21 protein-coding genes and 1 tRNA gene are annotated in these 25707 nt (G+C 71.4%); 12 read left to right on the top strand and 10 right to left on the bottom strand.

Annotated features, from left to right (window positions below; genetic code table 11):
- Positions 1-19 precede the first annotated feature (19 nt).
- Positions 20-406, top strand: a complete 387-nt coding sequence (gene gcvH, locus G408_RS0103210; protein ID WP_028769913.1) for a glycine cleavage system protein GcvH — start codon at positions 20-22, stop codon at positions 404-406.
- Positions 407-1150: 744 nt separating this feature from the next.
- Positions 1151-1444, top strand: coding sequence for a hypothetical protein (locus G408_RS12935; protein ID WP_084628040.1), 294 nt, complete (start codon positions 1151-1153; stop codon positions 1442-1444).
- Between the two features lie 98 nt (positions 1445-1542).
- Here the strand turns inward: G408_RS12935 and G408_RS12930 are convergent, their stop codons facing one another.
- Positions 1543-2763: a serine hydrolase domain-containing protein gene (locus tag G408_RS12930; RefSeq protein ID WP_051282559.1), complete on the bottom strand. Its 1221-nt coding sequence runs from the start codon at positions 2761-2763 to the stop codon at positions 1543-1545.
- Positions 2764-2839: 76 nt separating this feature from the next.
- Here G408_RS12930 and G408_RS0103195 point away from each other — a divergent pair, with 76 nt between their 5' ends.
- Positions 2840-3436, top strand: coding sequence for a LemA family protein (locus tag G408_RS0103195; protein WP_028769912.1), 597 nt, complete (start codon positions 2840-2842; stop codon positions 3434-3436).
- Positions 3437-3442: 6 nt separating this feature from the next.
- Positions 3443-5344 carry a M48 family metallopeptidase gene (locus G408_RS0103190; RefSeq protein ID WP_028769911.1) on the top strand — a complete coding sequence of 634 codons (1902 nt, stop codon included), beginning with the start codon at positions 3443-3445 and terminating at the stop codon, positions 5342-5344.
- A gap of 7 nt (positions 5345-5351) precedes the next feature.
- On the opposite strand, the gene G408_RS0103185 is transcribed toward G408_RS0103190, so the two are convergent.
- Positions 5352-6947: a GMC family oxidoreductase gene (locus G408_RS0103185; RefSeq protein WP_028769910.1), complete on the bottom strand. Its 1596-nt coding sequence runs from the start codon at positions 6945-6947 to the stop codon at positions 5352-5354.
- A gap of 127 nt (positions 6948-7074) precedes the next feature.
- Between G408_RS0103185 and G408_RS0103180 the strand changes: the two genes are divergently transcribed.
- The gene (locus tag G408_RS0103180) at positions 7075-8412 is read left to right on the top strand and encodes an NTP/NDP exchange transporter (RefSeq protein ID WP_028769909.1); all 1338 of its coding nucleotides are present in this window, start codon (positions 7075-7077) and stop codon (positions 8410-8412) included.
- A 16-nt stretch (positions 8413-8428) separates the two neighbouring features.
- Here the strand turns inward: G408_RS0103180 and G408_RS0103175 are convergent, their stop codons facing one another.
- The 3 genes from G408_RS0103175 to G408_RS0103165 form a co-directional block, all read right to left on the bottom strand.
- Positions 8429-8920, bottom strand: coding sequence for a hotdog fold domain-containing protein (locus tag G408_RS0103175; protein ID WP_028769908.1), 492 nt, complete (start codon positions 8918-8920; stop codon positions 8429-8431).
- A gap of 72 nt (positions 8921-8992) precedes the next feature.
- The gene (locus G408_RS0103170; protein ID WP_028769907.1) at positions 8993-11467 is read right to left on the bottom strand and encodes an acyl-CoA dehydrogenase; all 2475 of its coding nucleotides are present in this window, start codon (positions 11465-11467) and stop codon (positions 8993-8995) included.
- Positions 11464-12366, bottom strand: a complete 903-nt coding sequence (locus G408_RS0103165) for an alpha/beta fold hydrolase (protein ID WP_028769906.1) — start codon at positions 12364-12366, stop codon at positions 11464-11466. Before G408_RS0103165 ends, G408_RS0103170 begins: the two co-directional genes overlap by 4 nt.
- A 107-nt stretch (positions 12367-12473) precedes the next feature.
- On the opposite strand from G408_RS0103165, the gene G408_RS0103160 reads away from it, so the two are divergent.
- A complete protein-coding gene (locus tag G408_RS0103160; RefSeq protein WP_028769905.1) occupies positions 12474-13055 on the top strand; it encodes a TetR/AcrR family transcriptional regulator in 582 nt (193 codons plus the stop codon).
- A 199-nt stretch (positions 13056-13254) separates the two neighbouring features.
- The gene (locus tag G408_RS0103155; RefSeq protein WP_028769904.1) at positions 13255-15039 is read left to right on the top strand and encodes a phosphoenolpyruvate carboxykinase (GTP); all 1785 of its coding nucleotides are present in this window, start codon (positions 13255-13257) and stop codon (positions 15037-15039) included.
- Positions 15040-15391: 352 nt separating this feature from the next.
- Here G408_RS0103155 and G408_RS0103150 read toward each other — a convergent pair whose 3' ends face one another.
- The 4 genes from G408_RS0103150 to htpX all read right to left on the bottom strand — a co-directional run bounded on the left by G408_RS0103150 (position 15392) and on the right by htpX (position 19999).
- On the bottom strand, positions 15392-16285 hold the full coding sequence (locus G408_RS0103150) for an acyltransferase (RefSeq protein ID WP_028769903.1): 894 nt from the start codon (positions 16283-16285) through the stop codon (positions 15392-15394).
- Positions 16286-16371: 86 nt separating this feature from the next.
- Positions 16372-17943 (bottom strand): protein adenylyltransferase SelO, encoded by a 1572-nt coding sequence (locus G408_RS0103145; RefSeq protein WP_028769902.1) that lies wholly within the window; start codon positions 17941-17943, stop codon positions 16372-16374.
- 14 nt (positions 17944-17957) lie between these two features.
- A complete protein-coding gene (locus G408_RS0103140; protein WP_037412059.1) occupies positions 17958-19001 on the bottom strand; it encodes a GGDEF domain-containing protein in 1044 nt (347 codons plus the stop codon).
- An 80-nt stretch (positions 19002-19081) separates the two neighbouring features.
- Complete coding sequence (gene htpX, locus G408_RS12925) at positions 19082-19999, bottom strand: protease HtpX (protein ID WP_037412057.1); 918 nt, start codon at positions 19997-19999, stop codon at positions 19082-19084.
- 103 nt (positions 20000-20102) lie between these two features.
- Between htpX and gluQRS the strand changes: the two genes are divergently transcribed.
- The gene (gene gluQRS, locus G408_RS0103130; RefSeq protein WP_037412056.1) at positions 20103-20987 is read left to right on the top strand and encodes a tRNA glutamyl-Q(34) synthetase GluQRS; all 885 of its coding nucleotides are present in this window, start codon (positions 20103-20105) and stop codon (positions 20985-20987) included.
- 120 nt (positions 20988-21107) lie between these two features.
- Positions 21108-21623, top strand: coding sequence for a polyhydroxyalkanoate synthesis repressor PhaR (phaR, locus tag G408_RS0103125; protein WP_028769899.1), 516 nt, complete (start codon positions 21108-21110; stop codon positions 21621-21623).
- Between the two features lie 43 nt (positions 21624-21666).
- On the opposite strand, the gene G408_RS0103120 is transcribed toward phaR, so the two are convergent.
- On the bottom strand, positions 21667-23508 hold the full coding sequence (locus G408_RS0103120; RefSeq protein ID WP_028769898.1) for a formylglycine-generating enzyme family protein: 1842 nt from the start codon (positions 23506-23508) through the stop codon (positions 21667-21669).
- 80 nt (positions 23509-23588) lie between these two features.
- Here G408_RS0103120 and rnd point away from each other — a divergent pair, with 80 nt between their 5' ends.
- From rnd to G408_RS12920, 3 genes are all read left to right on the top strand, one after another.
- Positions 23589-24671, top strand: coding sequence for a ribonuclease D (gene rnd, locus G408_RS0103115; protein WP_037412055.1), 1083 nt, complete (start codon positions 23589-23591; stop codon positions 24669-24671).
- A gap of 56 nt (positions 24672-24727) precedes the next feature.
- Positions 24728-24803, top strand: a tRNA-Ala gene (locus tag G408_RS0103110).
- Between the two features lie 118 nt (positions 24804-24921).
- Positions 24922-25707: a substrate-binding periplasmic protein gene (locus G408_RS12920; protein WP_051282557.1), complete on the top strand. Its 786-nt coding sequence runs from the start codon at positions 24922-24924 to the stop codon at positions 25705-25707.

Below are 25707 nucleotides of genomic sequence, written 5' to 3'. Positions count from 1 at the left end.
AACCCGCCCGGAGAGCCCGATGAGCAACGTTCCTGCCGACCTGAAGTTCATGAAGTCCCACGAGTGGGTGCGCCCGGAGGGCGGCAACCGCTTCACCGTCGGCATCAGCGACCATGCGCAGGGGGCGCTGGGCGACCTCGTCTACGTCGAGCTGCCGGCAGAGGGCGACGAGCTTTCGCAGGGGGCCGCCTGCGCCGTGGTCGAGTCGGTCAAGGCCGCCTCCGACGTCTATGCCCCACTCTCCGGCAAGGTGGTGGCGGTGAACGCCGCGCTGGCCGACAAGCCCGAGACCATCAATGCCGATCCCTATGGCGAGGGCTGGATGTTCGTGCTCGAGGCCAGCGATCCCTCGCAGCTGGAGGCGCTGCTCACGGCTGCCGACTACGCCGCCAGCATCGACGACTGACCGCCTGCTGCCCGCCTGCCCTGCCGGGTGAGGTGGCACTGCACACGGCCAAGGCCGCGCCCTCGGGCGCGGCCTTCGTTTTTCCGGCGGAAAAGTTCGCGCAGTTTCGATTTGTGCGTTGCAGCAAAATGCATCTGCGCATGCCCAGGCCAGGGGGCGGAGCGTGCCGGCATTGCCTGCCGGCATCGGCCCGGATGGCGCCGGAGTGGAGGCATGCATGCTTCCGCACCTGTCGATGCCGTCGCTGGAAGCCGCGCCATTGCTGCATTTACGGCATTGCAGCCGCACGCGCGGTGGCATGCGGCGGTCTTTGTGCGCCGGCCTTCGACGAAGTGCTGTGAGACGCGCCGAAGGCGGGCGAAAAAAAATCGCGCAAAGTTGTTGACACAAAAAAAATGCGTGGCTAGTTTCCGCCGCAACGCAAGTCAGCACCTGACGAGTGACACGAACGGACCTCCACCTGCATCGCGAACACCACGCACACGCCCCGATGGCCAGCGCTCCGGGCGTGCGGACGGACTCCCTCCCTCGCGATCCCGGGTCCCCCTTTCCTGGAATGCCCCGTGTCCATGCCGCCGGCATGGAGCGGGCCTTCCTGCGCGCGGCCTCCGCTTCGCGCCACCCCATCCGTGCCGGCGGCCCTGCCGGCGGCGCGGGTTCGCCACGACGCTCGCGTCGCGGCCCTGCCTTTGCGACTGGGTAAGTCGAAAAGCGAAACGCCAAACCACTGACGAGGAGTGCACCATGGCTGTCAAGAAAGCTGCGAAGAAAGCCGCCAAGAAACCTGCCAAGAAGGCTGCGGCCAAGAAGGCGGTGAAGAAGGTCGCCAAGAAGGCGGCCCCGAAGAAGGCTGCCAAGAAGGTGGCGAAGAAGGCGGCCCCGAAGAAGGCCGCCAAGAAGGCGGTGAAGAAGGCCGCCCCGAAGAAGGCCGCCAAGAAGGCGGCGCCGAAGAAGGCCGCCAAGAAGAAGTCGGCCCCCAAGGCCAAGGCTCCGGTGGTCCAGGCTCCGGCTCCCGCCGCGCCCGTGCCGAGCATGTAAGCGGCTCCCGATTGCCGTAATCGCCCCCGGCCCGTTGCCCAGGCGGGCCGGGGGATTCCGCAAAGGCCTTAACGCCCCGTAAGGGGCGTTAGCTTTTCTCAGCGCCCGTTCCGCAGATCGACCCAGGGCTCGCCGGGCAGGCCGAGCACGCGGTCGAGGAACGTGGGCATCAGGCCCGAGGGCAGGGCCGATTCGCTGTTCCACAGCACCACGATGGCCACGTCGCGGCGTGGCAGCAGGCCGATCATGCCGCGGTAGCCCTGCACCGCGCCGGCGTGGTAGACGAGCTTCTCACCCTGGTAATCGAACACCCGCCAGCCGGTGGCGTAGTGCGCGTCGCGCAGCCGCGCGCGGCGCCAGGGGGAGCCGGTGAGCTGGTCGGGGGTGCGCACCAGCGGCGTGTGCAGGTCCTCGAGCAGGGCGGGCGAGAGCACGTCCGGGCGGTGCCCGAGCTGGGCCTGGGCCCAGATCGCCATGTCGTTGATCGAGGCATTGACGCCAGCGGCCGGAGGAACGCGGTAGTAGTTCTCGCGCGGACGCACCGCCACCCAGCCGTTGTTCGTGCGCACGTGCGGGCGCGCCCAGCGCGGGCTGCCCTCGAGGCCCTCGCGGCCGTAGGTGGCGTTCGTCATCCCGAGCGGGGCGAACAGGCGGTTCTCTACCTGGCGGGTGAAGAAATCGCCGGTGACGGCGAACACCACGTCGCCGATCAGGCTGAAGGCCACGTTCTGGTAGCCGAAGCATTCGCCCGGCGAGCACAGCAGCGGAGCCTCGGAGAGCCGCGCCGCCAGGATCGGGTAGGGGGTATCGCCCTCGAGGTCGCGGTCATAGGTGTGGTAACGCAGGCCGAGGCGGTGGGCGAGCACGTCGCGCACCGTGAGCTGGGCCGAGCCGGCGGCATCGGCGAGCTGGAAGGTGGGCAGCTGCTGGTTTAGCGGCATGTCCCAGCGCAGTTCGCCGCGCTCCACCAGCAGCCCGGCCAGGGTGCCGGCCATGCCCTTGGAGAGCGAGGCGATGCGGAAGGCCGTGTCGGCGTCGATGCGCTCGCCCTGGCGCCCGCCGGTGCGGCCATAGCCCTTGGCCAGCACGGTGCGCGGCCCGTGTACCACCGCCACGGCAAGCCCGGGCACGCCGCGGGCGAGGATGCCTTCGGCCAGTGCATCCACCTCCTTCGCCGCAGCCTCCACCACCGAGGCCTGCACCGGCTGGCGCTCCGCCATCGGCGGCGCGGGCGTGGCCGGTGCCTGGGCGGTGGTGGGCAGTGCGGCTCCGCAGGCCGCGAGGACGAGCAGGAGAGTGAACAGCTTGCGGCAGCGCATGGGCGACGTATGCTGGAAATGCGCCGATTCTACCGTTGCGGCGCAATCCCCATCCCTATCTCGAGGAGAGCCCTGGATGTTCCTGTTCCTGCTGGTCGTGTTCGGCGCCCTGGGTGCCCTCGTGCTGTGGGGGATCGGTGCCTACAACGGGCTGGTGGCGGCGCGCAACGCCTACCGCAATGCCTTCGCCCAGATCGACGTGCAGCTCACCCGGCGCTATGACCTGATCCCCAATCTCGTCGAGACCGCCAAGGCCTACCTGAAGCACGAGCGCGAGACCCTGGAAGCCGTGGTGCGTGCCCGCAGCGCCGCGCTGGCCGGCCTCGGGGCCGCCAAGGCCGCGCCGGGTGATGCCGCCGCCATGGCCCAGCTCGCCGGGGCCGAAGGGGCGCTCGGCGGGGCGCTCTCGCGCCTGCTGGTCACGGTCGAGGCCTATCCCGAACTCAAGGCCAGCGCCAACATGCAGCAGCTCACCGAGGAACTCACCAGCACCGAGAACCGCATCGCCTTCGCGCGCCAGGCCTACAACGATGCGGTGATGGCCTACAACAACCGCCGCGAGATGTTCCCCGGCAGCCTGGTGGCCGCGCAGTTCCGCTTCGCTCCGGCGGCCCTGTTGGAGATTGGGGCCGACGAGGCCCACAAGCGCGATGCGCCGCGCGTCCAGTTCTGAGCCGGCATGAACCTGTTCGAACGCCAGGAGGCGGTGCGCCGCCGTTCGCGCCGCCTGGTATGGCTGTTCGCCGCCGCCGTGCTCGGGGTGGTGCTGGCGGTAGACGCGGTGGCCTGGCTGCTGTTCGTCGGGGTCTTCGGCCAGCCCGGGGCCACCGCCCCGGTGCTGGTGGCCACCACGGTGCTCACCCTGCTGCTGATCGCCGGGGCCAGCCTCTACCGCAGCCTCGGTCTGCGCCAGGGCGGGGCTGCGGTGGCGCAGGCCCTGGGCGGCACCCTGGTGCCGGCGGACACCCAGGATGCCAACCTGCGCCGTCTGCGCAACGTGGTGGAGGAAATGGCCATTGCCGCCGGCATGCCGATGCCGCGGGTCTTCGTGCTGGAGCGCGAGGCCGGCATCAATGCCTTCGCCGCCGGCTTCACCCCGGCCGATGCCGCGGTGGCCGTGACCCGCGGGGCGCTCGACCGGCTCAACCGCAGCGAGCTGCAGGCGGTGGTGGCACACGAGTTCGGCCACATCGTGAATGGCGACATCCGCCTCAACCTGCGCCTCGTCGGCTGGCTGTTCGGCATCCTGGTGGTGGGCATCGCCGGCCGCGAACTGCTGAAGGCCTCACATGGCAGCGACCGCAAGGCCCTGCCGCTCCTGCTGCTCGCCCTGGCCCTGATCCTGATCGGCGCCGTGGGCCTGCTGTTCGCCCGCCTGATCAAGGCCGGCATCAGCCGCCAGCGCGAGTACCTCGCCGATGCCTCCGCCGTGCAGTACACCCGCGATCCGGACGCCCTCGTCGGGGCCTTCTGCAAGATCGGTGGCTGCCCGCAGGGCGGCCGGCTGGAGCAGCCCGAGGCCGAGGAAGTGAGCCATATGCTGTTCGAGGACGGCATCGGGTTCTCCCGCTGGATGGCCACCCACCCGCCGCTGCTCGACCGCATCCGTGCCCTTCGCCCGGGCTTCCGGCCGGCGCAGTGGGAGGAGGTGCTGGCGCGGCGCGGGCTGCCGCCGCCCTCCGGTCTCGAGGAGGACCATGCGCTCGGCCTTGCCGGGCCGCCGCCCCTGCCGCCGGAGGAGGCCGCGCTGCCGGTGGCCGCGCCGGCCCTTGCCGCCGGCGTGGGGCAGTGGCGCGAGGGGGATGTCGAGCGCGCCCGGGCCGTGGCTGCGGCCATCCCGGAGGTGCTCGACCGCGCCGCCCGCGACCGTGAGGAAGCCGTGCTGCTGCTCTACGGCCTGCTGATCTCGGCGCGCCCGGCGGTGCGCGAGCGGCAGTGTTTCGAGCTCAAGGCCCGCAGCAGCGAGGCCGTGGTGGGGCAGGCCCGCGACTACGCCGAGCGTCTCGCCGGCCTGCATGCCGCCCTGCGCCTGCCGCTGGCGATGATCGCCCTGTCCACGGTGAAGCAGCGGCCCCGGGCCGAGCTGGAGGCCATCGCCGATCTGTGTTTCGCCCTCTCGCATGCCGATGGCGGCGTGGATTTCCTGCACTACGGCCTGGCCCAGCTGCTGCGCAACGAGCTGGCGGAATCGGCCACGCCAGGAGAGGCCTGGCGCCGGCCGCGGCTCAAGCTTTCCCAGGTGGAGGCCGAGGTCGCGTTGCTGCTGTCGGTGATGGCGCAGGCCGGCCATGCCGCGCCGGCCGAGGCGCAGCGTGCCTTCCTCGCCGGCCTGCAGGCGGTGCTGCCGCAGTCGGCGGCGCGCTACCAGCCGCCGGTAGGCGGGCTTGCCCTGCTCGACGAGGCCTGGCCGCGGCTCGATGCCCTGCTGCCCAAGGGCAAGCTGATGCTGGTCGAGGCCCTGGTGGCTGCGGCCCTGCACGATGGCCGGCTCACGGTGGCGGAAGGCGAGCTGCTGCGCATCGTCTGCGCCATCCTGCACGCGCCGCTGCCGGCGGCCCTCTGTCCCGGGCGGCGCGACTAACGGGCGTTCAGCCGCCCAGGATGAGGTCGGCGGCGCGCTCGGCGATCATCATCGTCGGCGCATTGGTGTTGCCGCCGATCAGCTTCGGCATCACCGAGGCATCCACCACCCGCAGGCCCTGCACCCCGCGCACGCGCAGCGCCGGGTCGACGACGGCCTGCGGGTCGTCCTCGCGGCCGATGGCGCAGGTGCCCACCGGGTGGTAGATCGATTCCGCCTTGCGGCGGATGAAGGCATCGAGGGCCGCCGTGTCCTGCACCCGCTCGCCGGGGAACAGCTCCTCGCCGCGGTAGGGGGCGAAGGCCGGCTGGGCGATCAGCTCGCGCGAGAGACGCACGCACTCGCGCATCACCGCGAGGTCGAAGCCGGCCTCGTCGCCGAGGTAGTTGGCCTCGATGCGCGGCTTGGTGTCGGCATCCGGGCCGGCGAGGTAGAGCCGGCCGCGGCTCTTCGGCCGCAGGAAGCAGGCATGCACGGTGAAGCCGTGGCCCGGCAGCTTGTTGCGGCCGTGGTCGTCGAGCTGGGCCGGCACGAAGTGGAACTGGATGTCCGGGCGCTCGTCCTCGGCCAGCGCCGAGCGCAGGAAGCCGCCGGCCTCGGCGATGTTGCTGGTGCCCGGGCCCTGCCGGCGCAGGTAGTACTCGAGGGCGATGCGCAGCTCGTTCAGCAGGGTATCGGAGCCGTCGTAGGTGATGGGCTGGGTCGAGCGCCGGAGGGTGCAGATGTCGAGGTGGTCCTGCAGGTTTCCGCCCACGCCGGGCAGGTCTACCCGCACCTCGATGCCGTGCTGGCGCAGCTGCGGGGCCGGGCCGATGCCGGAGAGCATCAGCAGCTGCGGGCTGTTGATGGCGCCGCCGCAGAGGATCACCTCGCACGCCGCGCCCTCGGCGAAGGCGCCGGATGCCGTGGTGTAGAGCACGCCGCTCGCGCGATCCTTCTCGAACAGCACCCTGCGCGCCATGGCACCGGTGATGACCTTCAGGTTCGGCCGTTTCCGCACCGGCTCGAGGTAGGCGGTGGCGGCCGAGCAGCGCGCGCCGTCCCGGGTGGTGGTCTGGTAGTAGCCGAAGCCTTCCTGCACCGGCCCGTTGAAGTCGGGGTTGAGCGGGAAGCCGGCCTGCGACGCCGCCTCGAGGAATGCCGCCGAGAGCGGGTTGCGGTAGCGGTGGTCGCTCACCCCGAGCGGGCCGTCGCCGCCGTGGAAGGCATCGGCGCCGCGCTCGTTGCCTTCCGATTTGCGGAAATACGGCAGCACCGAGGCCCAGTTCCAGCCTTCCGCCCCCAGCGCCGCCCATTCGTCATAGTCGCGGTGGTGGCCGCGGACATAGCACATGGCGTTGATCGAACTGCTGCCGCCCAGCACCTTGCCGCGCGGCCACCAGAGCATGCGGCCGTCGAGCTGCGGCTCCGGGGCGGTGCTGTAGTCCCAGTTCACGCCCTTGCGGCCTACCAGCTTGGCAAGGCCGGCCGGCATGTGCACGAAGGGGTGCCAGTCGCGCGGGCCGGCTTCGAGCAGGAGGACCCGGACGGCGGGGTCGGCGCTGAGCCGGTTGGCGAGAACGCAGCCGGCGGAGCCGGCGCCCACGATGATGAAGTCGTACACGAGCGGGCCGAAGTGAAGCGGTGCCCGATGCTGGGATGCTGGTCTAGAGCATTTGCTCGAGGATGGTTTGCGCCCGCGCTTGCGGTTACCGTTCGCCATCGGCAGCGGGGAGCCCCGGATGGCGGGTATGGAGCACACGGCAGGACGATGGCGGCGGTTCCGCGAGTCGGTCGCGGAATCGCCGCCGCTGTTCTGGTCCTTCCTGTTCTTCTTCAGCCTGCTGAGCGGCTATTACGTGCTGCGCCCGGTGCGCGACGCGATGGGCGCTTCCAGCGAGGTCGAGGCGGTGTTCCCGCCGGCGATGGTGGCCTTTTTCGCCGCCCACGGCATCCCGCTGCGGGAGCTCACCCTGCAGGTGCTCTCCACCTGCACCTTCCTGCTGATCCTGCTCGCCCAGCCGGTCTACGGGGCGCTGGTGAGCCGCTTCCCGCGCCGGGTGTTCCTGCCGGTGGTGTTCGGCCTCTCCATTCTCTGCCTGCTGGGCTTCCATGCCCTGTTCCATACCCAGGTGGCGGGGCGCGGCATGGCCTTCTTCCTCTGGGTCACGGTGTTCAACGTGTTCTCGGTGGCCGTGTTCTGGAGCTTCATGGCCGATGTGTTCACCCATGCCGAGTCGCGGCGCTACTACGGCTACATCGGCGCTGCCGGCACCGTGGGGGCCTTCACCGGCCCGGTGCTCACCCGGCTGCTCGCCGAGCAGCTCGGCATCGCCAACCTGATGCTGGTTTCGGCCGGCTTCCTCGCCCTCGGCGTGGCCTGCATCTGGCGCCTGCGGCGCTGGGCGGTGCAGCGCGACGAGCGGATCGGCCGCGACAACGAGAGCGCCATGGGCGGCGGCCTGCTGGCCGGGCTCACCCTGATCGCGAAAGAACCCCTGCTGCGCTGGCTGGCCGTCCTGGTCTTCCTCGGGGTCGGCATCGGCCAGTTCCTCTACAACGAGCAGGTGCTGATCGTGCGCGAGCGTTTCGCCACCGCCGAGGAACGCACCGCCTTCTTCGCCGGCCTCGACATCGCGGTCAACGTGCTCACCCTGCTGGTGCAGCTCTTCGCCACCCGCTGGCTGCTCTCGCGCTTCGGCCTCGCCCCGGTGCTGCTGGTGCCGATGGCCGCCGCCGTGCTGGGCTTCGCCGTGCTCGCCGCCTCGCCGCTGCCCCTGCTGGTCAGCGCCGTGCTGGTGCTCACCCGCTCCAACGAGTTCTCGCTGATGAAGCCGGGGCGTGAGACCATCTACACCCGGGTCGACCGGCAGTGGCGCTACAAGGCCGGCGCGGCCATCGACACCGCCTTCTTCCGCGGCGGCGAGATCACCTTCTCCTGGACCTACAAGGCGCTCTCGGCCTTCGGCTCCTCGGTGGTGTTCGGCGCCGGCCTGTTGGTGGCCCTGGTGATGACGGCCAGCGTCTGGCGCCTGCTGCGCGAGACCGACCGGCTGCCCGAAGCGCCGGGCGGGGCGCTTCCGCGCTGATCCGCCGGGCGCGGGCTCACCCGCCCCGGGGGCGGGCCGGTTTCGGCGACACCCACATCAGCACTTCGGCGCGGAAGGTGGGCTCGCCGCCGGCGTCGTGCACCTCCACCCGCACCGGCAGCTCGTAGCCTGCCCCGGCGGCGACGATGGGCTGCGCGGGCTGGGCGATGCCGGTCTGCGGCCCCATGGCCTTCTTCAGGTACTGCACCGTCATGCCCTTGGGGATCCAGCGCATGCCCGGCGGGATCGAGGCGTCCACCATCACCCCGGCGCAGAGCTCGGCAAGGTTGCAAAGGGCGATGGCATGCACGCTGCCGAGGTGGTTCTGCATGCTGCGGCGGTGCGGGATGCGCGCCTCGCAGCGCCCGAGCTCGAGCGCGAGGATGGTGGGGTGGATGCTGGCGAAGTAGGGCGCCTTGAAGCACAGCGCGCGCGAGAACAGCCAGCGTCCCAGCGGCAGGCGCGCGAAGCGGCGGTACAGGCGGAGCAGGGGAGCGGCATCCAGCATGGGGCCTCCGTAAAGACGGGACGGCGGGCCCGAAGCCCGCCGTCACGAGGAATCACGGCCTGCGGCAGGGCCTCAGGCGGCGCGCCGCGTCTCGCCGGACTTCTGGCCGCGGTACAGCGAGGCGGCCACCAGGTCCTCGTGGTCGAAGTCGTCCACGCTGATGGCATCCCAGGTCAGGCGGCGCAGCTCTTCCAGCTGGGCCTTCTCCTCGTTGCTGAGAAGGCCTTTGCGCACCGCCTCGGCAAGCTGGCCGGCGAAGTCGAGGGCGGTGATCTCGCCGCCCTTCACCGCCTTCAGGAACTTGCGCTCCACCGGCTCGGCCGCGATCACCTTCGGCAGCGCGGCATTCACCCGGCCCGCGGGGTTGTTGGCGCAAGGGGTGAGGAACACGCCCTGCACCAGCCGGTCGCGGGCATCGGAGGGCGACATCAAGAGCGCGGCGGCGCGGTGGCCGAGGCGGTCGCTGGGCGGCTGGGCGCGGCGGCCGAGCGGGAACACCAGCAGCCAGAGCAGCCAGCCCACCGGACGGATCGGGTAGTTGCGCAGGGCGCCCGAGAGCGCCAGCTCGATCTTGTGCACGCTGTCGTGGAAGGCCCAGGCCAGCAGCGGACGCTCCGAGGCCGGGCGGCCCTCGTCCTCGTAGCGCTTCAGCATGGCGCTGGCGATGTAGAGCTGCGAGAGCACGTCGCCGAGGCGGCCCGAGAGGCTTTCCTTGAACTTCAGCTTGCCGCCCAGGGTGAGCATCGAGGTATCGGCCACCAGGGCCAGGTTGGCCGAGTAGCGGTTGAGCTTGCGGTAGAAGCGGCGGGTGTAGTCATCGCCCGGGGCCTTGCCGAAGGCGGCGAAGCTGAGGCCCATCCACAGGCTGCGCACCGCATTGCTGATGGCAAAGCCGATGTGGCCGAACAGGTTGGCGTCGAACTCGCGCAGCCGCACCGCCGGGTCGGGGTGCATGGCGGCCTGCATTTCCTTCAGCACCCAGGGATGGCAGCGGATGGCGCCCTGCCCGAAGATCATCAGCGAGCGGGTCATGATGTTCGCGCCCTCCACGGTGATGGAGATGGGCGCGGCCTGCCAAGCGCGGCCGATGTAGTTCGAAGGACCGAGGATCACGCCCTTGCCGCCATGGATGTCCATGGCGTCGCGGCCGATCTCGCGTGCCATCTCGGTGGCGTGGTACTTGGCGATGGCCGAGGGCACGGCCGGCTTCTCGCCGCGGTCCACCGCCGCCGCCGTGGCCTGCGAGAGTGCGGTGGTGGCATAGGTGTAGCCGGCGATCCGCGCCAGGGCCTCCTCCACGCCCTCGAAGCGGCCGATCGACAGGCCGAACTGCTTGCGGATGCGGGCATAGGCGCCGGTGGCCGCCGCCCCGATCTTGGCGCAGCCGCTGGAGGTGGAGGGCAGAGTGATGGCGCGGCCCACCGAGAGGCATTCCACCAGCATGCGCCAGCCGTGGCCCACGTACTCCTCGCCGCCGATCAGCTGCGAGAGCGGCAGGAACACGTCCTTGCCGTGCAGGGGGCCGTTCATGAAGGTGCAGTTGAGCGGGAAGTGGCGGCGGCCGATGTGGAGTCCCGGCGTCTCGCGCGGGATCAGGGCGAGGGTGATGCCGCGGTCTACCTCCTCGGAGAGCAGCCTGTCGGGGTCGTAGAGGCGGAAAGCGAGGCCGATCACCGTGGCCACCGGGGCGAGGGTGATGTAGCGCTTGTCGAAGGTGAGCTTCACGCCCAGCACCTTGGCGCCGTTCCACTCGCCCTCGCAGACGATGCCGTAGTCGGGCAGCGAGGTGGCGTCGGAGCCGGCGCTGGGGCCGGTGAGGGCAAAGCAGGGGATCTCGCGGCCGTCGGCGAGGCGCGGCAGGTAGTGCTTCTTCTGCTCGTCGGTGCCGTAGTGCAGCAGCAGCTCGGCCGGGCCCAGCGAGTTCGGCACACCCACGGTGGAGCTCAGCACCGAGGAGATCGAGGCCAGCTTCTGGATCACCTTGTGGTGGGCCAGTGCCGAGAAGCCAAGGCCGCCGTATTCCTTCGGGATGATCATGCCGAAGAACTTGTGCTTCTTCAGGAACTCCCAGACCTCGGGCGCCAGGTCGGCGCGCACGTGGGTGGTCTCCCAGTCGTTCACCATCCGGCAGACCTCCTCCACCGGCCCGTCGAGGAAGGCCTGCTCCTCGGCGGTGAGGGTGGGCTTGGGCTGCGAGAGCAGCTGCTCCCACTTCGGTGCGCCGGAGAACAGCTCGCCCTCGAAGCCCACCGTACCGGCCTCCAGCGCGGTGCGCTCGGTGTCGGAGAGCGGCGGCAGGATCTTCGTGTAGAACTTCAGCAGCGGCGCGGTGATCAGGTTCTGCCGCAGCGGTGTGAGCAGCAGGGGCAGGGCCACCACGGCGAGCAGCCCGGCGGCCACCAGGGTGGCGGTGGGGGCAAGGCCGGTGAGGTAGACCAGCATCAGGGCCGCGCCGGCCACGGCGGTGAACACCGCCAGTGACCAGCGGTGGTAGGCCGCCACCAGGCTGGCCAGCAGCAGCACGGCGAAGGGAAGGAAGACACTCATGGCAGGGCTCCGCGAAGGGGTCCGGTGGAGGAGGCCGCGTGGGGGCGGTGTCCGAGGAAGGACAGGATGCTACGGGTGAAGGCGTCGTTGTCGTCGCCGGCCACCATATGGGTGGCATGGGGCAGGCAGACGTGCTCGGCGTGGGGCACCAGCGAGCGGAAGTGGGCGATGGTCTCGGCCGAGACGAGGTCGCTGCGGCCGCCGCTCACCAGCAGCACCGGCACCTCGATGCGGCGGGCGGCGTCGGCGAGCTCGTCCTGGTGCCTGTCGCTGTCGGCCAGGTCCTGCAGCAGGCGCGGGTCCCAGTGCCAGCGCAGGCGACCGTCCTCGCCGCGCACCAGCAGGTGGGCGAGATCGGCGGGCGACTTGCGGCTGCGGCGGTGCGGCAGGTAGGCAGCGATCTCGCGCGCCGCGTGCTCGAAGTCCTCGAAGCCCTCGGGGTGGGCGCCCATGAAGGCGAGGATGCGCTGCATGCCGGCCAGTTCCCACTTCGGGGTCACGTCCACCAGCACCAGGGCGGAGAAACCGGCGCCGCGCGCCTGCGCCGCGAGGCCCACCAGGCCGCCCATCGAGGCCCCCACCAGCACCGGGGCGGCGGGGAGGGCCCGGCGCACCGCCAGCGCATCCTCGATGAACTGCTGCACCTCGTAGCGCTCGCCTGGCGCGTTGCGGCCCGACTGCCCGTGGCCGCGCATGTCCCAGGCCGCCGAGGCGATGCCCTGCGCAGCGAGCTGCTGCATGCTGCGGCTCCAGGCCTGGCGGGTCTGGCCGAAGCCGTGGGCGAACAGCACTGCCGGCGGCGCCTCCGGACTGCTGGCCGAGGCCGCCAGCGGCAGGCCGCCGTATCCGCGCCAGACGAGCGGATGCAGGGAGGGCAGGGGATGGGGCGATGCAACCATACGGGCGAGTATGGGTTGAGGGCTTCGGCCCTGTCAATACGTCTGCGTATGGTGAAAGCGGCGCGGACGCATTATTGTGTCCTTTCCGTGAATCGCCCCCGCTTCCGATGCCCGCCGCCGCCAAGACCGACCGCCCGACGCGCCTTTCCGCCAGCGACTGGGCCCATGCCGCGCTCGACGTGATCGCCGAGGATGGCGTGGCGGCGGTGGCAGTGGAGCCGCTGGCGCGCCGCCTCGGCGTCACCAAGGGCAGCTTCTACTGGCATTTCCCCTCGCGTGAGGCCCTGCTCGCCGCCGCCCTCGAGGCCTGGGAGGCGATGGAGCAGGAGACGGTGTTCGGCAAGCTCGAGGCCTTCCCCGAGCCGCGCGAGCGCCTGCGCAACCTGTTCCGCCTGGTGGCCCACGAACTGCGCCCGCACAAGATCTACAGCGAGCTTCTGAAGGCGCTCGACCACCCGGTGGTGCAGCCGGTGCTGGCCCGGGTCTCGCAGCGGCGCATGGACTATCTTGCCGCCAGCTTCCGCCAGGCCGGCCTGCCGCGGCTCGAGGCCATCAACCGCGCCCGCCTCACCTACGCCGCCTACGTCGGCTTCCTGCAGCTCAGCCTGCAGCTCGGCCAGCCGCGCCTGCACCACGACGAGTTCGAGGCCTACGTCGGCCACGTCATGGACACCCTGATCCCGGCCTGAGCCGGGCAGGCCGGGCCGTCTCCCGCCCCGCCCCGGTCAGCGGTCCTGTCCCCGGACCAGGCGGGGCCGGCACCCCCTGCCGGGACGGGATAGAATACGTATGCATCGAGTCGGGTTCCGGGGGTCTGCCGGTGGCGGGCGTCATGGATAGCAGTCCCGTCTCGCGACGCCCCTCATCCCTTCCGTGGAGTTTCCCGACATGAGCAGCCGCTCGCCGAGCCGCCTCGCGGCCCTGAACGACTGGGTGGCGTCCGTCGCCGCCCTCACCCAGCCCGACCGCATCCACTGGTGCGATGGCTCGGCCGAGGAGGACGCCGCGCTCAAGGAGGCCATGCTGGCCGACGGCACCCTGCTCGCCCTCAACCCCGACACCCATCCCGGCTGCTACCTGCACCGCTCGCATCCGGGCGACGTGGCCCGCGTCGAGCACCTCACCTTCGTCTGCACCACCGGGCGCGAGGACGCCGGCCCGAACAACCACTGGATGGCCCCGGCCGAGGCCCACGCGAAGATGGACGCCCTGTTCGCCGGCTGCATGAAAGGCCGGACGATGTACGTCATCCCCTACTGCATGGGCCCGATCGATTCGCCGCTCTCCCGCTGCGGCGTCGAGATCACCGACTCGCCCTACGTGGTCGCCAACATGCGGATCATGACCCGCATGGGCGCGGCAGCGCTCGCCCGCATCGAGCGCGAGGGCCATTTCGTCAAGGGCCTGCACTCCACCGGCGAGCTCGACCCGGAGCGCCGCTTCATCATGCATTTCCCCGAGGAGCTCACGATCAAGAGCTATGGCTCGGGCTACGGCGGCAATGCCCTGCTCGGCAAGAAATGCCATGCCCTGCGCATCGCCAGCTACCAGGCGCGCAGCGAGGGCTGGCTGGCCGAGCACATGCTGATCGTCGGCATCGAGAACCCGCAGGGCGAGACGCATTACGTCGCCGCCGCCTTCCCCAGCGCCTGCGGCAAGACCAACCTCGCCATGCTGATCCCGCCCGAGGGCTACCGCGAGAAGGGCTGGAAGGTCTGGACCGTGGGCGACGACATCTGCTGGATGCGTCCCGGCGCCGACGGCCGCCTCTACGCCATCAACCCGGAAGCCGGCTATTTCGGCGTGGCCCCGGGCACCGGGGCGAAGAGCAACCCGAACGCGCTCGCCATGCTCGACCGCGATGCCATCTTCACCAATGTCGGCCTCACCGCCGACAACCAGCCCTGGTGGGAAGGTCTCGACGATCGCGTGCCCTCGCTCGACTGGAAGGGCCAGCCCTTCGACCCCGCCAAAGGGCCGGCGGCGCATCCGAATGCCCGTTTCACGGTGTCGGCCAAGCAGTGCCCCTCCTACTCGCCGAAGGCCGAGGACCCGCAGGGCGTGCCGATCAGCGCCATCGTCTTCGGTGGCCGCCGCGCCTCGCTGGTGCCGCTGGTGTTCGAGGCCCGCGACTGGACCCACGGCGTGCTCATCGGCGCCGGCATGGCTTCCGAGACCACCGCCGCCGCCACCGGCGCGGTGGGCGTGGTGCGCCGCGATTCGATGGCGATGAAGCCTTTCTGCGGCTACAACTTCGCCGACTACTTCGCCCACTGGCTCAGCTTCGGCGCCAAGGCCGACAAGCTGCCCAAGGTCTTCCACGTCAACTGGTTCCGCAAGGGCAGCGACGGCAGGTTCCTGTGGCCGGGTTTCGGCGACAACCTGCGCGTGCTGGAGTGGATGCTGAAACGCTGCGAGGGCAAGGCCGGCGCCGTCGAGACGCCGGTGGGCCTGTTCCCGCGCCCGGAAGACCTCAACCTCGAGGGCCTCACCCTCAGCGAGGAAGCGCGCCAGCTGCTGTTCGCCTGCGACCGCGAGGGCTGGAAGGCGGAGATGGCCTCGATCGGCGAGTACCTCGCCGAGTTCGGGCCGCGTCTGCCGGCGGCGCTCGAGGCCGAGCGCCAGCGGGTGGTATCGGCGCTGGAGACCGAGGCGGCGAAGGCCGCGGCCTGAGGCTCCCAAGGGCCTGCTTGCTGCACAAGGTTCCTCGGGGAGCGCCTGCCTTGTGCGGGCGGCGGTCGCGGGCGAGCCTGCCTGCCGCGTGCGGCATTTCGCTCTTCCCTCGGTCGGGGCACTCCTGCCCCGACTCGGGCGCTCGCCATCCATGGCTCGCTTGCCGCGAAACGCCACCCGCGGCGTCGCGGCTCGCGGCGAAACCCCCGGAGCGCCGCGCCCGCGGGGAGTGCGCCCCCGTGAGCGAGGCAGGGATGCCGAGCGTCCGCGAATACGGCGCTGGACGCAGAGTCTGAGCGGCACGGGGGCGCACGCCACGCGAGGCAGGCGCAATCCAAGACCCCTGACGACCTCAGGCCGGCTGCGCCAGCAGCGCGTCGATCCTCGCGTCCTTCTCTGCCCAGAGGCCGTTCAGCCACTGCTGGAAGCGCGCGCGGTAGGCGCGGTCGTTCTCGTAGTCGCCGCCCAGGAGCTCCCTCGGCACCGGCCGCAGGCGCAGGTCGACGCGGATCTCGCGCACCTTGCCGGCGAAGAGGTCGACGATGCTGGGCCGGCCCTGCGGGTAGACGATGGTCACGTCGACGATGCCGTCGAGCAGCTCGCCCATCGAGTTCATCACCTGCGCCACGCCGCCGGACTTGGGCTTGAGCAGGTGGCGGTAGCCGCTTTCGGCGAGCTTCTTCGCATTGGCCCGGGTGCCCTCGACGAAGTTCATCACCGAGACCGGGATCTCGCGGAACTTGGCGCAGGCCCGGCGTGCGGTCTCGAGGTCGCGGCGCGCCAGTTCGGGGTGCTTCTGGATCTGCGACTTGCTGGCCCGCTTCATGAAGGGGAAGTCGAGCGCCCACCAGGCCAGCCCGAGCACCGGCACCCACTTCAGCGAATCCTTGAGGAAGAAGCGCTGGAAGGGGATGCGGCGGTTCAGCACCTTCTGCAGCACCGGGATGTCGACCCAGCTCTGGTGGTTGCTGAGCACGAGGTAGCGGCGGGCGCGGTCGAAGGCCGCGTCGCCGGTCACCACCCAGCGCGTCGGGGTGAAGCGGTTCATCGCCCAGCTGTTCACCGCGATCCAGCTCTCGCCCAGCGCCGGCATCCAGCGCGACATGGCCGCGCGGGCCCGGCGGAACGGCACCACGGCCTTCGCCACGGCGAGCGAGAGCAGGGGCGCGGCATGGAACAGGGTATTGGCGGCGACCAGCATGCCGGCGGCGGCGGCGCGGAGCCAGGAGAGCGGAGCGAAACGCATGGGGACAGGATTCCAGAACACCTGTGCAGTGTAGGGCCCGGCCGGGCCGGCGTCGTGAGGACGCGCTCCGGCATCCGGGTCGGCGTTCAGGAACTGCAGCTGAGCGCCGAACAGCCGGGCCGGTCGCGGGCCCAGTCGGGCCGGCGAGCGGCGAAACGCTCGGCCCCCGGCTGCGGGGTGTAGGGCTGCTCGAGCACCGCCATCAGCGCCCGCAGCTCGGACAGGTCGCCCTGCTCGGCGGCCTCGATGGCCTGCTGCAGCAGCCAGTTGCGCGGCACGTAGCAGGGGTTGGCCGCGGCCATCCGCGCCTGCCGCCGGGCCGGCGGCTGCGGGTCGGTGGCCAGCCGCGCCGCATAGGCGGCGAGCCAGTCGGCCAGCCTCGGCGCCTCGCGACCGGCCTTCGTCGGGTCGTAGAGCACGGCGGCGAAGGCCGCGGGAGGGTCGGCGACCGCTGCCTCGAGCGCCCCGGGCGTCCCCACGAGATCGCCGAGACGACGGAAGAAGCCGGTGAAGTCCGCCTCGATGGCCTCCAGAGCGGCGAACAGGGCTGAGACCAGGGCAGCATCCTCGGCACGCCACGTCTCGAGGCCGAGCTTGCCGGCCCAGGCCTGCGCCTGCGCGGCATGGAAGGCCTCGACATAAGCCTCGAGGCCGGCCTTCAGGGGCGCGTCGTCCGGGAACAGGGCGGAGAGCGCCGAGGCCAGGGCCGAGAGGTTCCAGTGCGCCACTGCCGGCTGGGCGGCGTAGCAGTAGCGGCGCCCTGGAAGATCGGTGGTGTTCGGCGTCCAGGCCGGGTCCACGTCGTCGAGGAAGCCGAAAGGCCCGTAGTCGAGGGTCAGCCCGAGCAGGCTCAGGTTGTCGGTGTTCATCACCCCGTGGACGAAGCCCACCCGCATCCAGTGCGCCATCAGCACCCCGGTGCGCCGCGCCACCTCGGAAAACCAGTCGCCGCGCGCGTGCGGGCCGTCGAACTGCGGGAAGTGGGTGGCGATGACGTGGTCGACGAGGGCCACCAGCAGCGCCGTCTCGCCGCGCGAGGCCGGCAGCTCGCAGTGGCCGAAGCGCAGGAAGCTCGGGGCCACGCGGCAGACGATGGCCCCCGGCTCCGGGCGCGGATGGCCGTCGTAGAGCAGGTCGCGCACCACGGCCTCGCCGCTGGCGACGAGGCAGAGCGCCCGCGTGGTGGGCACGCCCAGCGCATGCATGGCCTCCGAGGCCACGAACTCGCGCAGGCTGGAGCGCAGCACGGCGCGGCCATCGGCCTGCCGCGAATAGGGCGTGGGCCCCGCGCCCTTGAGCTGCAGCTCCCAGTGCCGGCCCTCGCGGTCGCGGCGCTCGCCGAGCAGGATGGCCCGGCCATCGCCGAGCTGCCCGGCCCAGTGGCCGAACTGGTGCCCGCCGTAGTTGGTGGCCAGCGGGCGCAGGCCGGGCGGAAGCCGGTTGCCGGAGAACAACGCGAGAAACTCCGGCGAGGCGGTCTCCGCCGCATCGAAGCCCAGGGCCCCGGCCATCGGCTCTGAGAGCGCGAGCAGGCGGGGAGCGGCCACCGGCGTGGGCGCCACCGCCGACCACAGGGCGCCGCGCACCACGCGGGGATGCGGATCCGGCGAAGGATCGCCCGGCAGCGCGGCGGCGAAGCGGCTGGGCAGAAGTTCCATTGGCCTGGCAGGGCTCAGAACAGCTCGACCTCGCCTGCCCGGGGCTGTGCCTCGCGCACCAGGCCGCGCCCGACCAGATCCTCGTACACCGCCACCTGGTTGCGGCCATTGCCCTTGGCGAAATACAGCGCCCGGTCGGCCCGGTCGACGAGATCGACGACATCGGCCCGGCCCTTGAGCTCGACCACGCCGATCGACACCGTGATCTGCCCCAGCTGCGGGAACACATGGGCCGCCATGGCCGCGCGGAAGTGCTCGAGGGCCGCCAGTGCGCCCTCTCGGTCGGTGTCGCGCAGGATCACCACGAACTCCTCACCGCCGAAGCGGAACAGCAGGTCCGACTGGCGGAAGCTGCGCTTGAGGATCTGCGAGGTCGTCAGCAGCACTTCGTCGCCGTAGAGATGGCCGAAACGGTCGTTGACCCGCTTGAAATGGTCGAGGTCCAGCAGGGCAAGCCAGTTCCCCGCCGGCGGGGGGCGCCGGGTGCCGGGCTCCGGCATCCGCTCTGCCGCCCCTTCACCGCCTGTCGCCGCCGGCCGGGGCGCCAGCAGACGCAGCACGCAGTCATTGAAGGTGCGGCGGTTGAGCAGGCCGGTGAGCTGGTCGCGCTGCGAATAGTCGAGCAGGCTGCAGTAGTTGGTGTGGAAGCGCAGGAAGGCGTCGATCAGCCGGGTATCGTCGAGCACCCGGCCCTCCTCGTGCTCGACATACAGATAGGCGCTGGCGGCACGCAGTTCGGCCACCGGGAACAGGGCGGCATGGACGGTCCTGCCGCCGGCCTGCTCCTGCCAGCGCAGGCGCCCACCATTGGCCATGCGGGCCCGCAGCAGCAGGGCTTCCGGCACTTCGCCGAACAGCACCTCGCAGTTCGGCGCCACCGCCCAGAGCGCGGCCTCGCGGCATTGGCCGGCCTCGAGACGGAAAAGCCCGATGCGCTGCGGCGCCAGCAGTTCGAACAGGGTGCGGACCATGCTGATGTCGAGCAGGTCCGCATCGCGGATCGAGGTGATGCCGGCGACGCGTTCGAGGATCAGGGGGGCGGGGTGGTGGGAAGCCACGGCCGGGGTTCCGTGAGAGGGGTCACGGAAATTCTAGGGGCCGTGGCTCCCGATACGCTGCCGTCGAATGAACGGGCCGTTCAGGCGATGGTCGGCGAACGGCGGGCCGGGGTGTAGTCGCGCAGGGCCTGGATGCGCTCCGCGAGCGGCGGGTGGCTCATGAACAGGCGCTTGAAGCCGCCCGCCACGCCACCGGAGATGCCGAAGGCCCGCACTTCCGAAGGCAGGGTGCTCTGGCCATAGCTCTGCGCCAGCCGCTCGAGGGCGCGGATCATCTTCTCGCGGCCGGCAAGATCGGCGCCGCCGGCATCGGCGCGGAACTCGCGCCAGCGCGAGAAGCCCATGACGATGATCGAGGCCAGCAGGCCGAACACGATCTCGAGCACGATCACCGTGAGGAAGTAGCCGATGCCCGGGCCCTCCTCGTTCTTGAACACCACGCGGTCGATGATGTTGCCGACCACGCGGGCGAGGAACATCACGAAGGTGTTCACCACGCCCTGGATCAGGGTGAGGGTCACCATGTCGCCATTGGCGATGTGGGCCACCTCATGGGCCAGCACGGCCTCGGCCTCGTCGCGGTTCATGGCCCGCAGCAGACCGGTGGAGACGGCCACGAGGCCATTGTTACGGCTGGCGCCGGTGGCGAAGGCATTGATCTCCGGCGCATCGTAGATGCCCACCTCGGGCATGCCGATGCCGGCCTTCTCGGCCTGGCGGCGCACCGTGGAGACCAGCCACTGCTCGAGCTCGTTGCGCGGCTGCTCGATCACGTGCATGCCGGTGGAGCGCTTGGCCACCCACTTCGACATCAGCAGCGAGACGAAGGCGCCACCGAAGCCGAACAGGGCGCAGAACACCAGCATGCCGGTGTAATCGATGCCGTAGGCCGTGGTGAAGGCACGCAGGCCGAAGAAGTGGCTCAGCACCATCCACGCCACCGAGAAGACCAGCAGCACGGCGAGGTTGGTGGCGATGAACAGCAGGACACGCTTCATGGGGCGGACTCCATCCGGGACCTTCGGGACAGGCCCTTAGTGTGGCAGAGATCGATAAAGTTCAAGCGTCCGCCACTGAACACGACGCGAACTTCACCCCATCGTGACACCTTCGCCCGCTCCGTCCTACGTCGGCCGCTTCGCGCCCTCGCCCACCGGCCCGCTGCACTGGGGCTCGGTGCTGGCGGCCTTCGGCAGCTGGCTGCATGCGCGCCACCACGGCGGCCGCTGGCTGGTGCGCATCGAAGATCTCGACCCGCCGCGCGAACGCCCGGGCGCGGCGCAGGCGCAGCTCGCCACGCTGGCGCGACTCGGCCTGCATCCCGATGGCGAGGTGCTGTTCCAGAGCCGGCGCCATGCACGCTACCGCGAAGCGCTCGACACCCTGCTCGCCCGCGGACTTGCCTTCCCCTGCCTGTGCAGCCGCAGCGACCTTGCCGCGAGCGGCGGCATCCACCGGGCCTGCGTCCCGGTGCCGGAAGGCGCGCGCCGCACCCGCAGCTTCCGCCTGCGCGTGGACGACCGCCGCCTCGGCTTCGACGATGCGGTGCACGGCCGCATCGAACAGGATCTGCGGCACGAGGTGGGCGACGTGGTGCTGCGCCGCGCCGATGGCTACTGGGCCTACCAGCTCGCGGTGGTAGTGGACGATGCCGATCAGGGCATCAGTCACGTGGTGCGCGGCGCCGATCTGCTCGATTCCACGCCACGCCAGATCGCCCTGCAGCAGGCTCTGGGCTTCCCGACGCCGCGCTACCTGCACCTGCCGCTCTGGTGCGATGCGCAGGGCCGCAAGCTCTCCAAATCGGAGGGCGCCGAGGCCGTGGACGGCCAGCCGCCGCTCGCGGTGCTGCGCCGCTGCTGGCGTGCGCTCGGCCAGCCCGACGCGGCCTGGCCAGACCTGCGAAGCCCGGAGGCCGCGGCGGCCGAGGCGGCGAAACGCTTCGATCCGGCGCGCATTCCCCGCACCCTGCCGCCGGGGATCTGAGCGGCGCCGAGACGCACTGCACAAAACACGCAGCCGCGTCCAGTCTTGACAAACGTTCACTTGCCCTGGTGCGCCGCCACATCGACGCTAGAGGGCATCGCACCTGCTCCAGGCTGGCCCATGGATTCGCCCCGACTGCTGAAGAAGTACCCGAACCGCCGGCTCTACGACACCCGGATCTCCAGCTACATCACCCTGGAGGACGTGCGCCAGCTGGTGCTGGAGGGCGAGGAGTTCGAGGTGCGCGATGCCCGCACCGACCAGGACATCACCCGCATCGTGCTGCTGCAGATCATCGCCGAGCGCGAGGAGGAAGGGCAGCCGATGCTGACGGCGAACGCCCTGCAGCTGATGATCCGCTTCTACGGCGACCCCCTGCACGGCTTCATGAGCCGCTACATCGAGCGAAGCCTGCAGCTTTTCTTGGAGCAGCAGCATTCGCTGCGCAAGCAGCTCGGCGGTCTGATCAGCAACTCGCCCTTCGCCCTGCTGAACCAGATCGCCGAACGCAACCTGGAGCTGTGGAAGAGCTTCCAGCAGGGCGTGCTCAAGGGCGGCACCCTGGGCAGCGGCCCGGCGGCTAAGAAGGCACGGACCAAGACTGCCAAGGGCGCGGCGCGCAAGACCAGGGCCTGAAAGCCCCGGCGGGGCCGGAGGCCCGGCGTTTCAGTACCGGCGTTCAGAGGTCGCGCGCCACGCGGAAGCCGATCCGCGCGGTGGTGAGCGTGGCCGGCACCTGCAGGCGGAAGGCAGAGCGCGCCTGCTCCTGGGTGCTGGCCCAGGAGCCACCGCGCACCACCCGTTCGCCGCAGCCCGGATTGACCCAGGCGCGGCCGTCGGGTGGAGCTCGGCGGTAGCTGTCGTGCCAGCAGTCTTCGACCCACTCCGAGACATTGCCGATGAGGTCGCGGGTGCCGAAGCCCTCGGCAGGGAAGCTTCCCACCGGCGCCGGCCCCCAATGACCGTCGGACCAGCCGCGGATCGGCCGTCCCCAGCGCCGGCCCTGCGGCGAGACATCGCCGTCACCGGTGAGGTTGCCCGGCGCCCGCGCCGGCACGCTGCGTCCCCAGGGCCAGGGCGCGCTCTCGCCGGCGCGCAGAGCGTATTCGAACTCGGCCTCGGAAGGCAGGCGGTAGCGCTGCCCGGTACGGGCGGCCAGCCAGTCGGCATAGGCCGCGGCATCCTCGAAGGCCACGTGCAGCACCGGATCGCGCGGGCCGGCCGCCGCGCGCCCGAGGTAGCCGCGCCGCCAGTGGGCGCCACGTAGCTCCACCATCGCCCCGCTGCGCTCGTCGTACACCGTGGAGCGCCCCCGGCGCTCGGCCACGGTGCGGTAGCCGGTGGCGGCGACGAAGGCGGCGAATTCCTCCACCGTCACCTCGTGCACCGCGAGCGCGAAGCCGCGCTCGAACACCACCTCGCGCTGCGGCCGCTCGTTGTCGCGGGCCCCGGGCTCACCCTCGGCGGCGCCCATCAGGAACCGGCCATGGGGGATGACCACCATCCTCGGCCCCTCGCCACCGCCGGCCATGGCATCGGAAAACACCTGCCCCGGCTGGAAATGGCCGTAGCGCCGCACCATCGCCAGGCGCTTCACCGCCTCGTCGAGGCCGAGCGCCTGCGGATCGGCCTCGCGGGCCTCGGCGATGCGCTGGGCGGCACCGGGCAGGTCGAGCCGGTCCATGGCCTCGCCGGCCGCCAGCAGGGCCTGGCGCGCGCGCTCCGCCCGCTCGCGGGCCAGGGCGGCACGGGCATCCTGCACGGCGGCGGGGTCCACACCCACCCGGCTGGCGCGGCGCAGGGCTTCCTCGGCGGCAGCGAAATCCTGCTTCGCCCGGGCCTCCTCGGCGCGTGCCAGCAGCTTGGCCTCCAGCCCCGCCAGCGCCGCCTTGGCCGGACCGAATCCGGGCACCCGCGCCAGCGCCTCGCGATAGGCCGCCACCGCACTGCCCCCGCGCGGGGCCAGCCACTTGCCGGCCAGTTCGCGCTCGCGCCCCTCCTCCACCAGGGCAAGGGCGCGGCGGGCCTCCTGCAGCCGGGCCTCGCGCTCAGCCGCTTCCTGGGGCCGGAGCACATCCAGCACATCGGCCCGCAGCCGCGCCGATTCCAGCAAGCCGGCCCGGCGCTCGTCCTCGAACTGCGCCGCGAGCCGCGACAGCACCCGCTGCACCCCCTCCTCCGCCCCGGGCATCGGCGGCTCGGCCCCGGCAAGCGCGAGATAGAGATCCAGCGCCCCCGGCGGCTCGCTGCCATAGAGCTGGCCGCGCTGCTCGGCGTCGCGGGCCTGCTGCAGCAGGCTCTCGCGGGCCTCGGGCGGCACGATCAGCACCATCGGCCGCCAGGGCGAGCGGGGGATGGGGGCCGCTTCCGGCGGCGGGACCGCCGCGGCCTCCACCGCCCCGGAACCGGAACCCTCCGCGGCCGGGGCCGCATCGACCGGCGGCGCTTCGCCGCGCCCGCAGGCCAGCAGCAGAGCGGAGGAAAGCAGCAGCAGGGAAGGCAGGCGAAGGATCGGAGGCACGCGATGCGGAAAGCGGTGGGCGGCGCGGCGCGCGCCGCGGAGACGGTAGGCTTAAGCCCCCCTCCGCTGCAAGGACAGGCATGCCCTTCACCCTCGTCGATCACGCCGGACAGGCCGCCCTGCTGCCTGCCGGCGCGGCCCTCGACCAGCCGCTCGCCCTCGATACCGAGTTCATGCGCGAGCGCACCTACTACCCGCAGCTCGCCCTGGTGCAGGTGGCCGACGGCGCCGGCCGGATCTGGCTGGCCGACCCCCTCGCCGAGGGCCTCGCGCCTGCACTCTCCCGCCTCGTCGGCGAAAGCCATGCCCTGATGCACAGCGCCAGCGAGGATTTGGTGGCCTTCCGCCATGCCCTCGGCGTGCTGCCGCGCTCGCTCTACGACACCCAGATCGCCGCCGCCTTCGCCGGCCTCGGTCCCGGGCTTGGCTACCAGGGCCTGGTCAAGGCCCTGCTCGGGGTGGAACTGGACAAGGCCGAAACCCGCTCCGACTGGCTGAAGCGCCCTTTGAGCGAACGCCAGCTCGCCTACGCCGCCGATGACGTGCGCCACCTGCATGCCGCCGTGGCCACGCTGGACGAGCGCCTCGAGCGCCGGGGCCACCGCCAGCGGGCCCTGGCCGACATGGCGCGCATGCTGGATGCCGCCCGCGAGGAGCCGGACGACCCCCACCCGCATCTCGGCTTCCGCCCCGCCGCCCAGCTCGACCGCGCCGGGCAGGCCCGGCTGCGCCGTCTGCTGCGCTGGCGCGAGGCCACGGCACGCCGCCGCGACCTGCCGAAGAAATGGCTGCTCGACAACGAGCTCGCCCTCACCCTCGCCCGCCGCCCGCCCCGCGACCGTCAGACCCTCGCCAGCCTGCTGGAAGGGGCCCGGGCCGCCCGCCGCCTGGCCGACGAGATCGCCGCCCTGCTGGAAGCCCCCCCCGGAGGCGAAGAGCTCGACATGCCGCTGGCCCGCGCCGAGGAGAAGACCGACCGCCAGCGCCTCAAGGCCCTGCAGGCCGTGGTGGCGGAACAGGCCCGGACCCTGGACCTGCCCGAGGGCCTGCTCTGCGCCCGCCGGCACCTCGAGACCCTGCTGGACGACGGCCAGTGGCCCGCCGCCCTGGACGGCTGGCGCCGCGAGGTGCTGGAAGCGCCGCTGCGCCAGGCCCTGGGCTGAGCCGGGCCGCGCTTGGCAGCCCGTGCCGCGACCCCGTATACTGGCAGGCCTCTCGTGGGGGGGTAGCTCAGCTGGGAGAGCGCGTCGTTCGCAATGACGAGGTCGTGGGTTCGATCCCCATCCTCTCCACCACCCGAACCGGAAAGCCGGGCCCTGCCCGGCTTTTTTCTTGCTCGCCCGCGTGCCAGCCTGCCCCTCACATCGCCTTCTCCAGCACCGGAGGAGGCTCTGGCTCCAGGGGGAAATCCCGATGAAGGCTCTCGCCGCACTGCTGTGGCTTGCGCTCGCCTCCGCCGCTTTTGCGGCCGCGCCGGTGTTGCACATCGCCTCCTCGGAATGGCCGCCCTATGCCGGCCCGCGACTGCCCGGCCAGGGCACGGCCCTGCAGACCCTGCGCGAGGCGGCCCGGGCGGAAGGGGCAGAGATCCGGGCGCATTTCCTGCCTTGGGCACGGGTGCTGGTCCAGGCCGGCACCCGCCAGAGCGGCATCATCGGCTTTGCCCCGGAGTACCGCAGCCGCAGCGGGGAGCAGCGCTGGCTGTTCACCCGTCCGATCGGCTACAGCCCGGTGGGCTTCGCCGAACGCAGCGACCGCCCGGTGGCCTGGGCCAGCCTCGACGATCTGCGGGGGAAGCGGATCGGCGTGGTGCGCGGCTACGTCAACGAAGAGGCCTTCGACCGCGAGGCGGCGGAAGGGAGGCTGCGCGTCGAGGCGGTGAACGACGACCTCGGCAACCTGCGCAAACTCAAGGCCAGGCGCCTGGACCTCGTGGTGATCGACGCCCGGGTCTTCGAATACCTGCTCGCCACCACGCCGGAGCTGCGCCAGGGCACCCCGGAACTGCGGATGAACCCGCGCCTGCTCACGGTGCACAGCCTGCATGCGGCCTTCCGCCGTGACCCGGAGGGGCAGGCCGCCTGGGAACTCGTGGAGCGCGGCCTCGCCCGCCAGCCCCCGCCCCTGCCGGAGGGCCTCGGGGCCGAGGTCCACCCCTCCGGCGAGGGACCGGGAGCGCCGCAGCGGCCCCGGCCCTGA

This window comes from Silanimonas lenta DSM 16282, from assembly GCF_000429065.1.
In the GTDB taxonomy this organism is placed as follows: Bacteria; Pseudomonadota; Gammaproteobacteria; order Xanthomonadales; family Xanthomonadaceae; genus Silanimonas; species Silanimonas lenta.
Note: the sequence above shows the minus strand (reverse complement) of the source record. Positions and strands in the feature narration are given on the sequence as shown.

Bases quoted from the DNA above. Each gene is read 5' to 3' on its own strand.
- gcvH (WP_028769913.1), top strand. From the start codon at position 20: ATGAGCAACGTTCCTGCCGACCTGAAGTTCATGAAGTCCCACGAGTGG.
- G408_RS12935 (WP_084628040.1), top strand. From the start codon at position 1,151: ATGGCTGTCAAGAAAGCTGCGAAGAAAGCCGCCAAGAAACCTGCCAAG.
- G408_RS12930 (WP_051282559.1), bottom strand. From the start codon at position 2,763: ATGCGCTGCCGCAAGCTGTTCACTCTCCTGCTCGTCCTCGCGGCCTGC.
- G408_RS0103195 (WP_028769912.1), top strand. From the start codon at position 2,840: ATGTTCCTGTTCCTGCTGGTCGTGTTCGGCGCCCTGGGTGCCCTCGTG.
- G408_RS0103190 (WP_028769911.1), top strand. From the start codon at position 3,443: ATGAACCTGTTCGAACGCCAGGAGGCGGTGCGCCGCCGTTCGCGCCGC.
- G408_RS0103180 (WP_028769909.1), top strand. From the start codon at position 7,075: ATGGAGCACACGGCAGGACGATGGCGGCGGTTCCGCGAGTCGGTCGCG.
- G408_RS0103175 (WP_028769908.1), bottom strand. From the start codon at position 8,920: ATGCTGGATGCCGCTCCCCTGCTCCGCCTGTACCGCCGCTTCGCGCGC.
- G408_RS0103170 (WP_028769907.1), bottom strand. From the start codon at position 11,467: ATGAGTGTCTTCCTTCCCTTCGCCGTGCTGCTGCTGGCCAGCCTGGTG.
- G408_RS0103165 (WP_028769906.1), bottom strand. From the start codon at position 12,366: ATGGTTGCATCGCCCCATCCCCTGCCCTCCCTGCATCCGCTCGTCTGG.
- G408_RS0103160 (WP_028769905.1), top strand. From the start codon at position 12,474: ATGCCCGCCGCCGCCAAGACCGACCGCCCGACGCGCCTTTCCGCCAGC.
- G408_RS0103155 (WP_028769904.1), top strand. From the start codon at position 13,255: ATGAGCAGCCGCTCGCCGAGCCGCCTCGCGGCCCTGAACGACTGGGTG.
- G408_RS0103150 (WP_028769903.1), bottom strand. From the start codon at position 16,285: ATGCGTTTCGCTCCGCTCTCCTGGCTCCGCGCCGCCGCCGCCGGCATG.
- G408_RS0103145 (WP_028769902.1), bottom strand. From the start codon at position 17,943: ATGGAACTTCTGCCCAGCCGCTTCGCCGCCGCGCTGCCGGGCGATCCT.
- htpX (WP_037412057.1), bottom strand. From the start codon at position 19,999: ATGAAGCGTGTCCTGCTGTTCATCGCCACCAACCTCGCCGTGCTGCTG.
- phaR (WP_028769899.1), top strand. From the start codon at position 21,108: ATGGATTCGCCCCGACTGCTGAAGAAGTACCCGAACCGCCGGCTCTAC.
- rnd (WP_037412055.1), top strand. From the start codon at position 23,589: ATGCCCTTCACCCTCGTCGATCACGCCGGACAGGCCGCCCTGCTGCCT.
- G408_RS12920 (WP_051282557.1), top strand. From the start codon at position 24,922: ATGAAGGCTCTCGCCGCACTGCTGTGGCTTGCGCTCGCCTCCGCCGCT.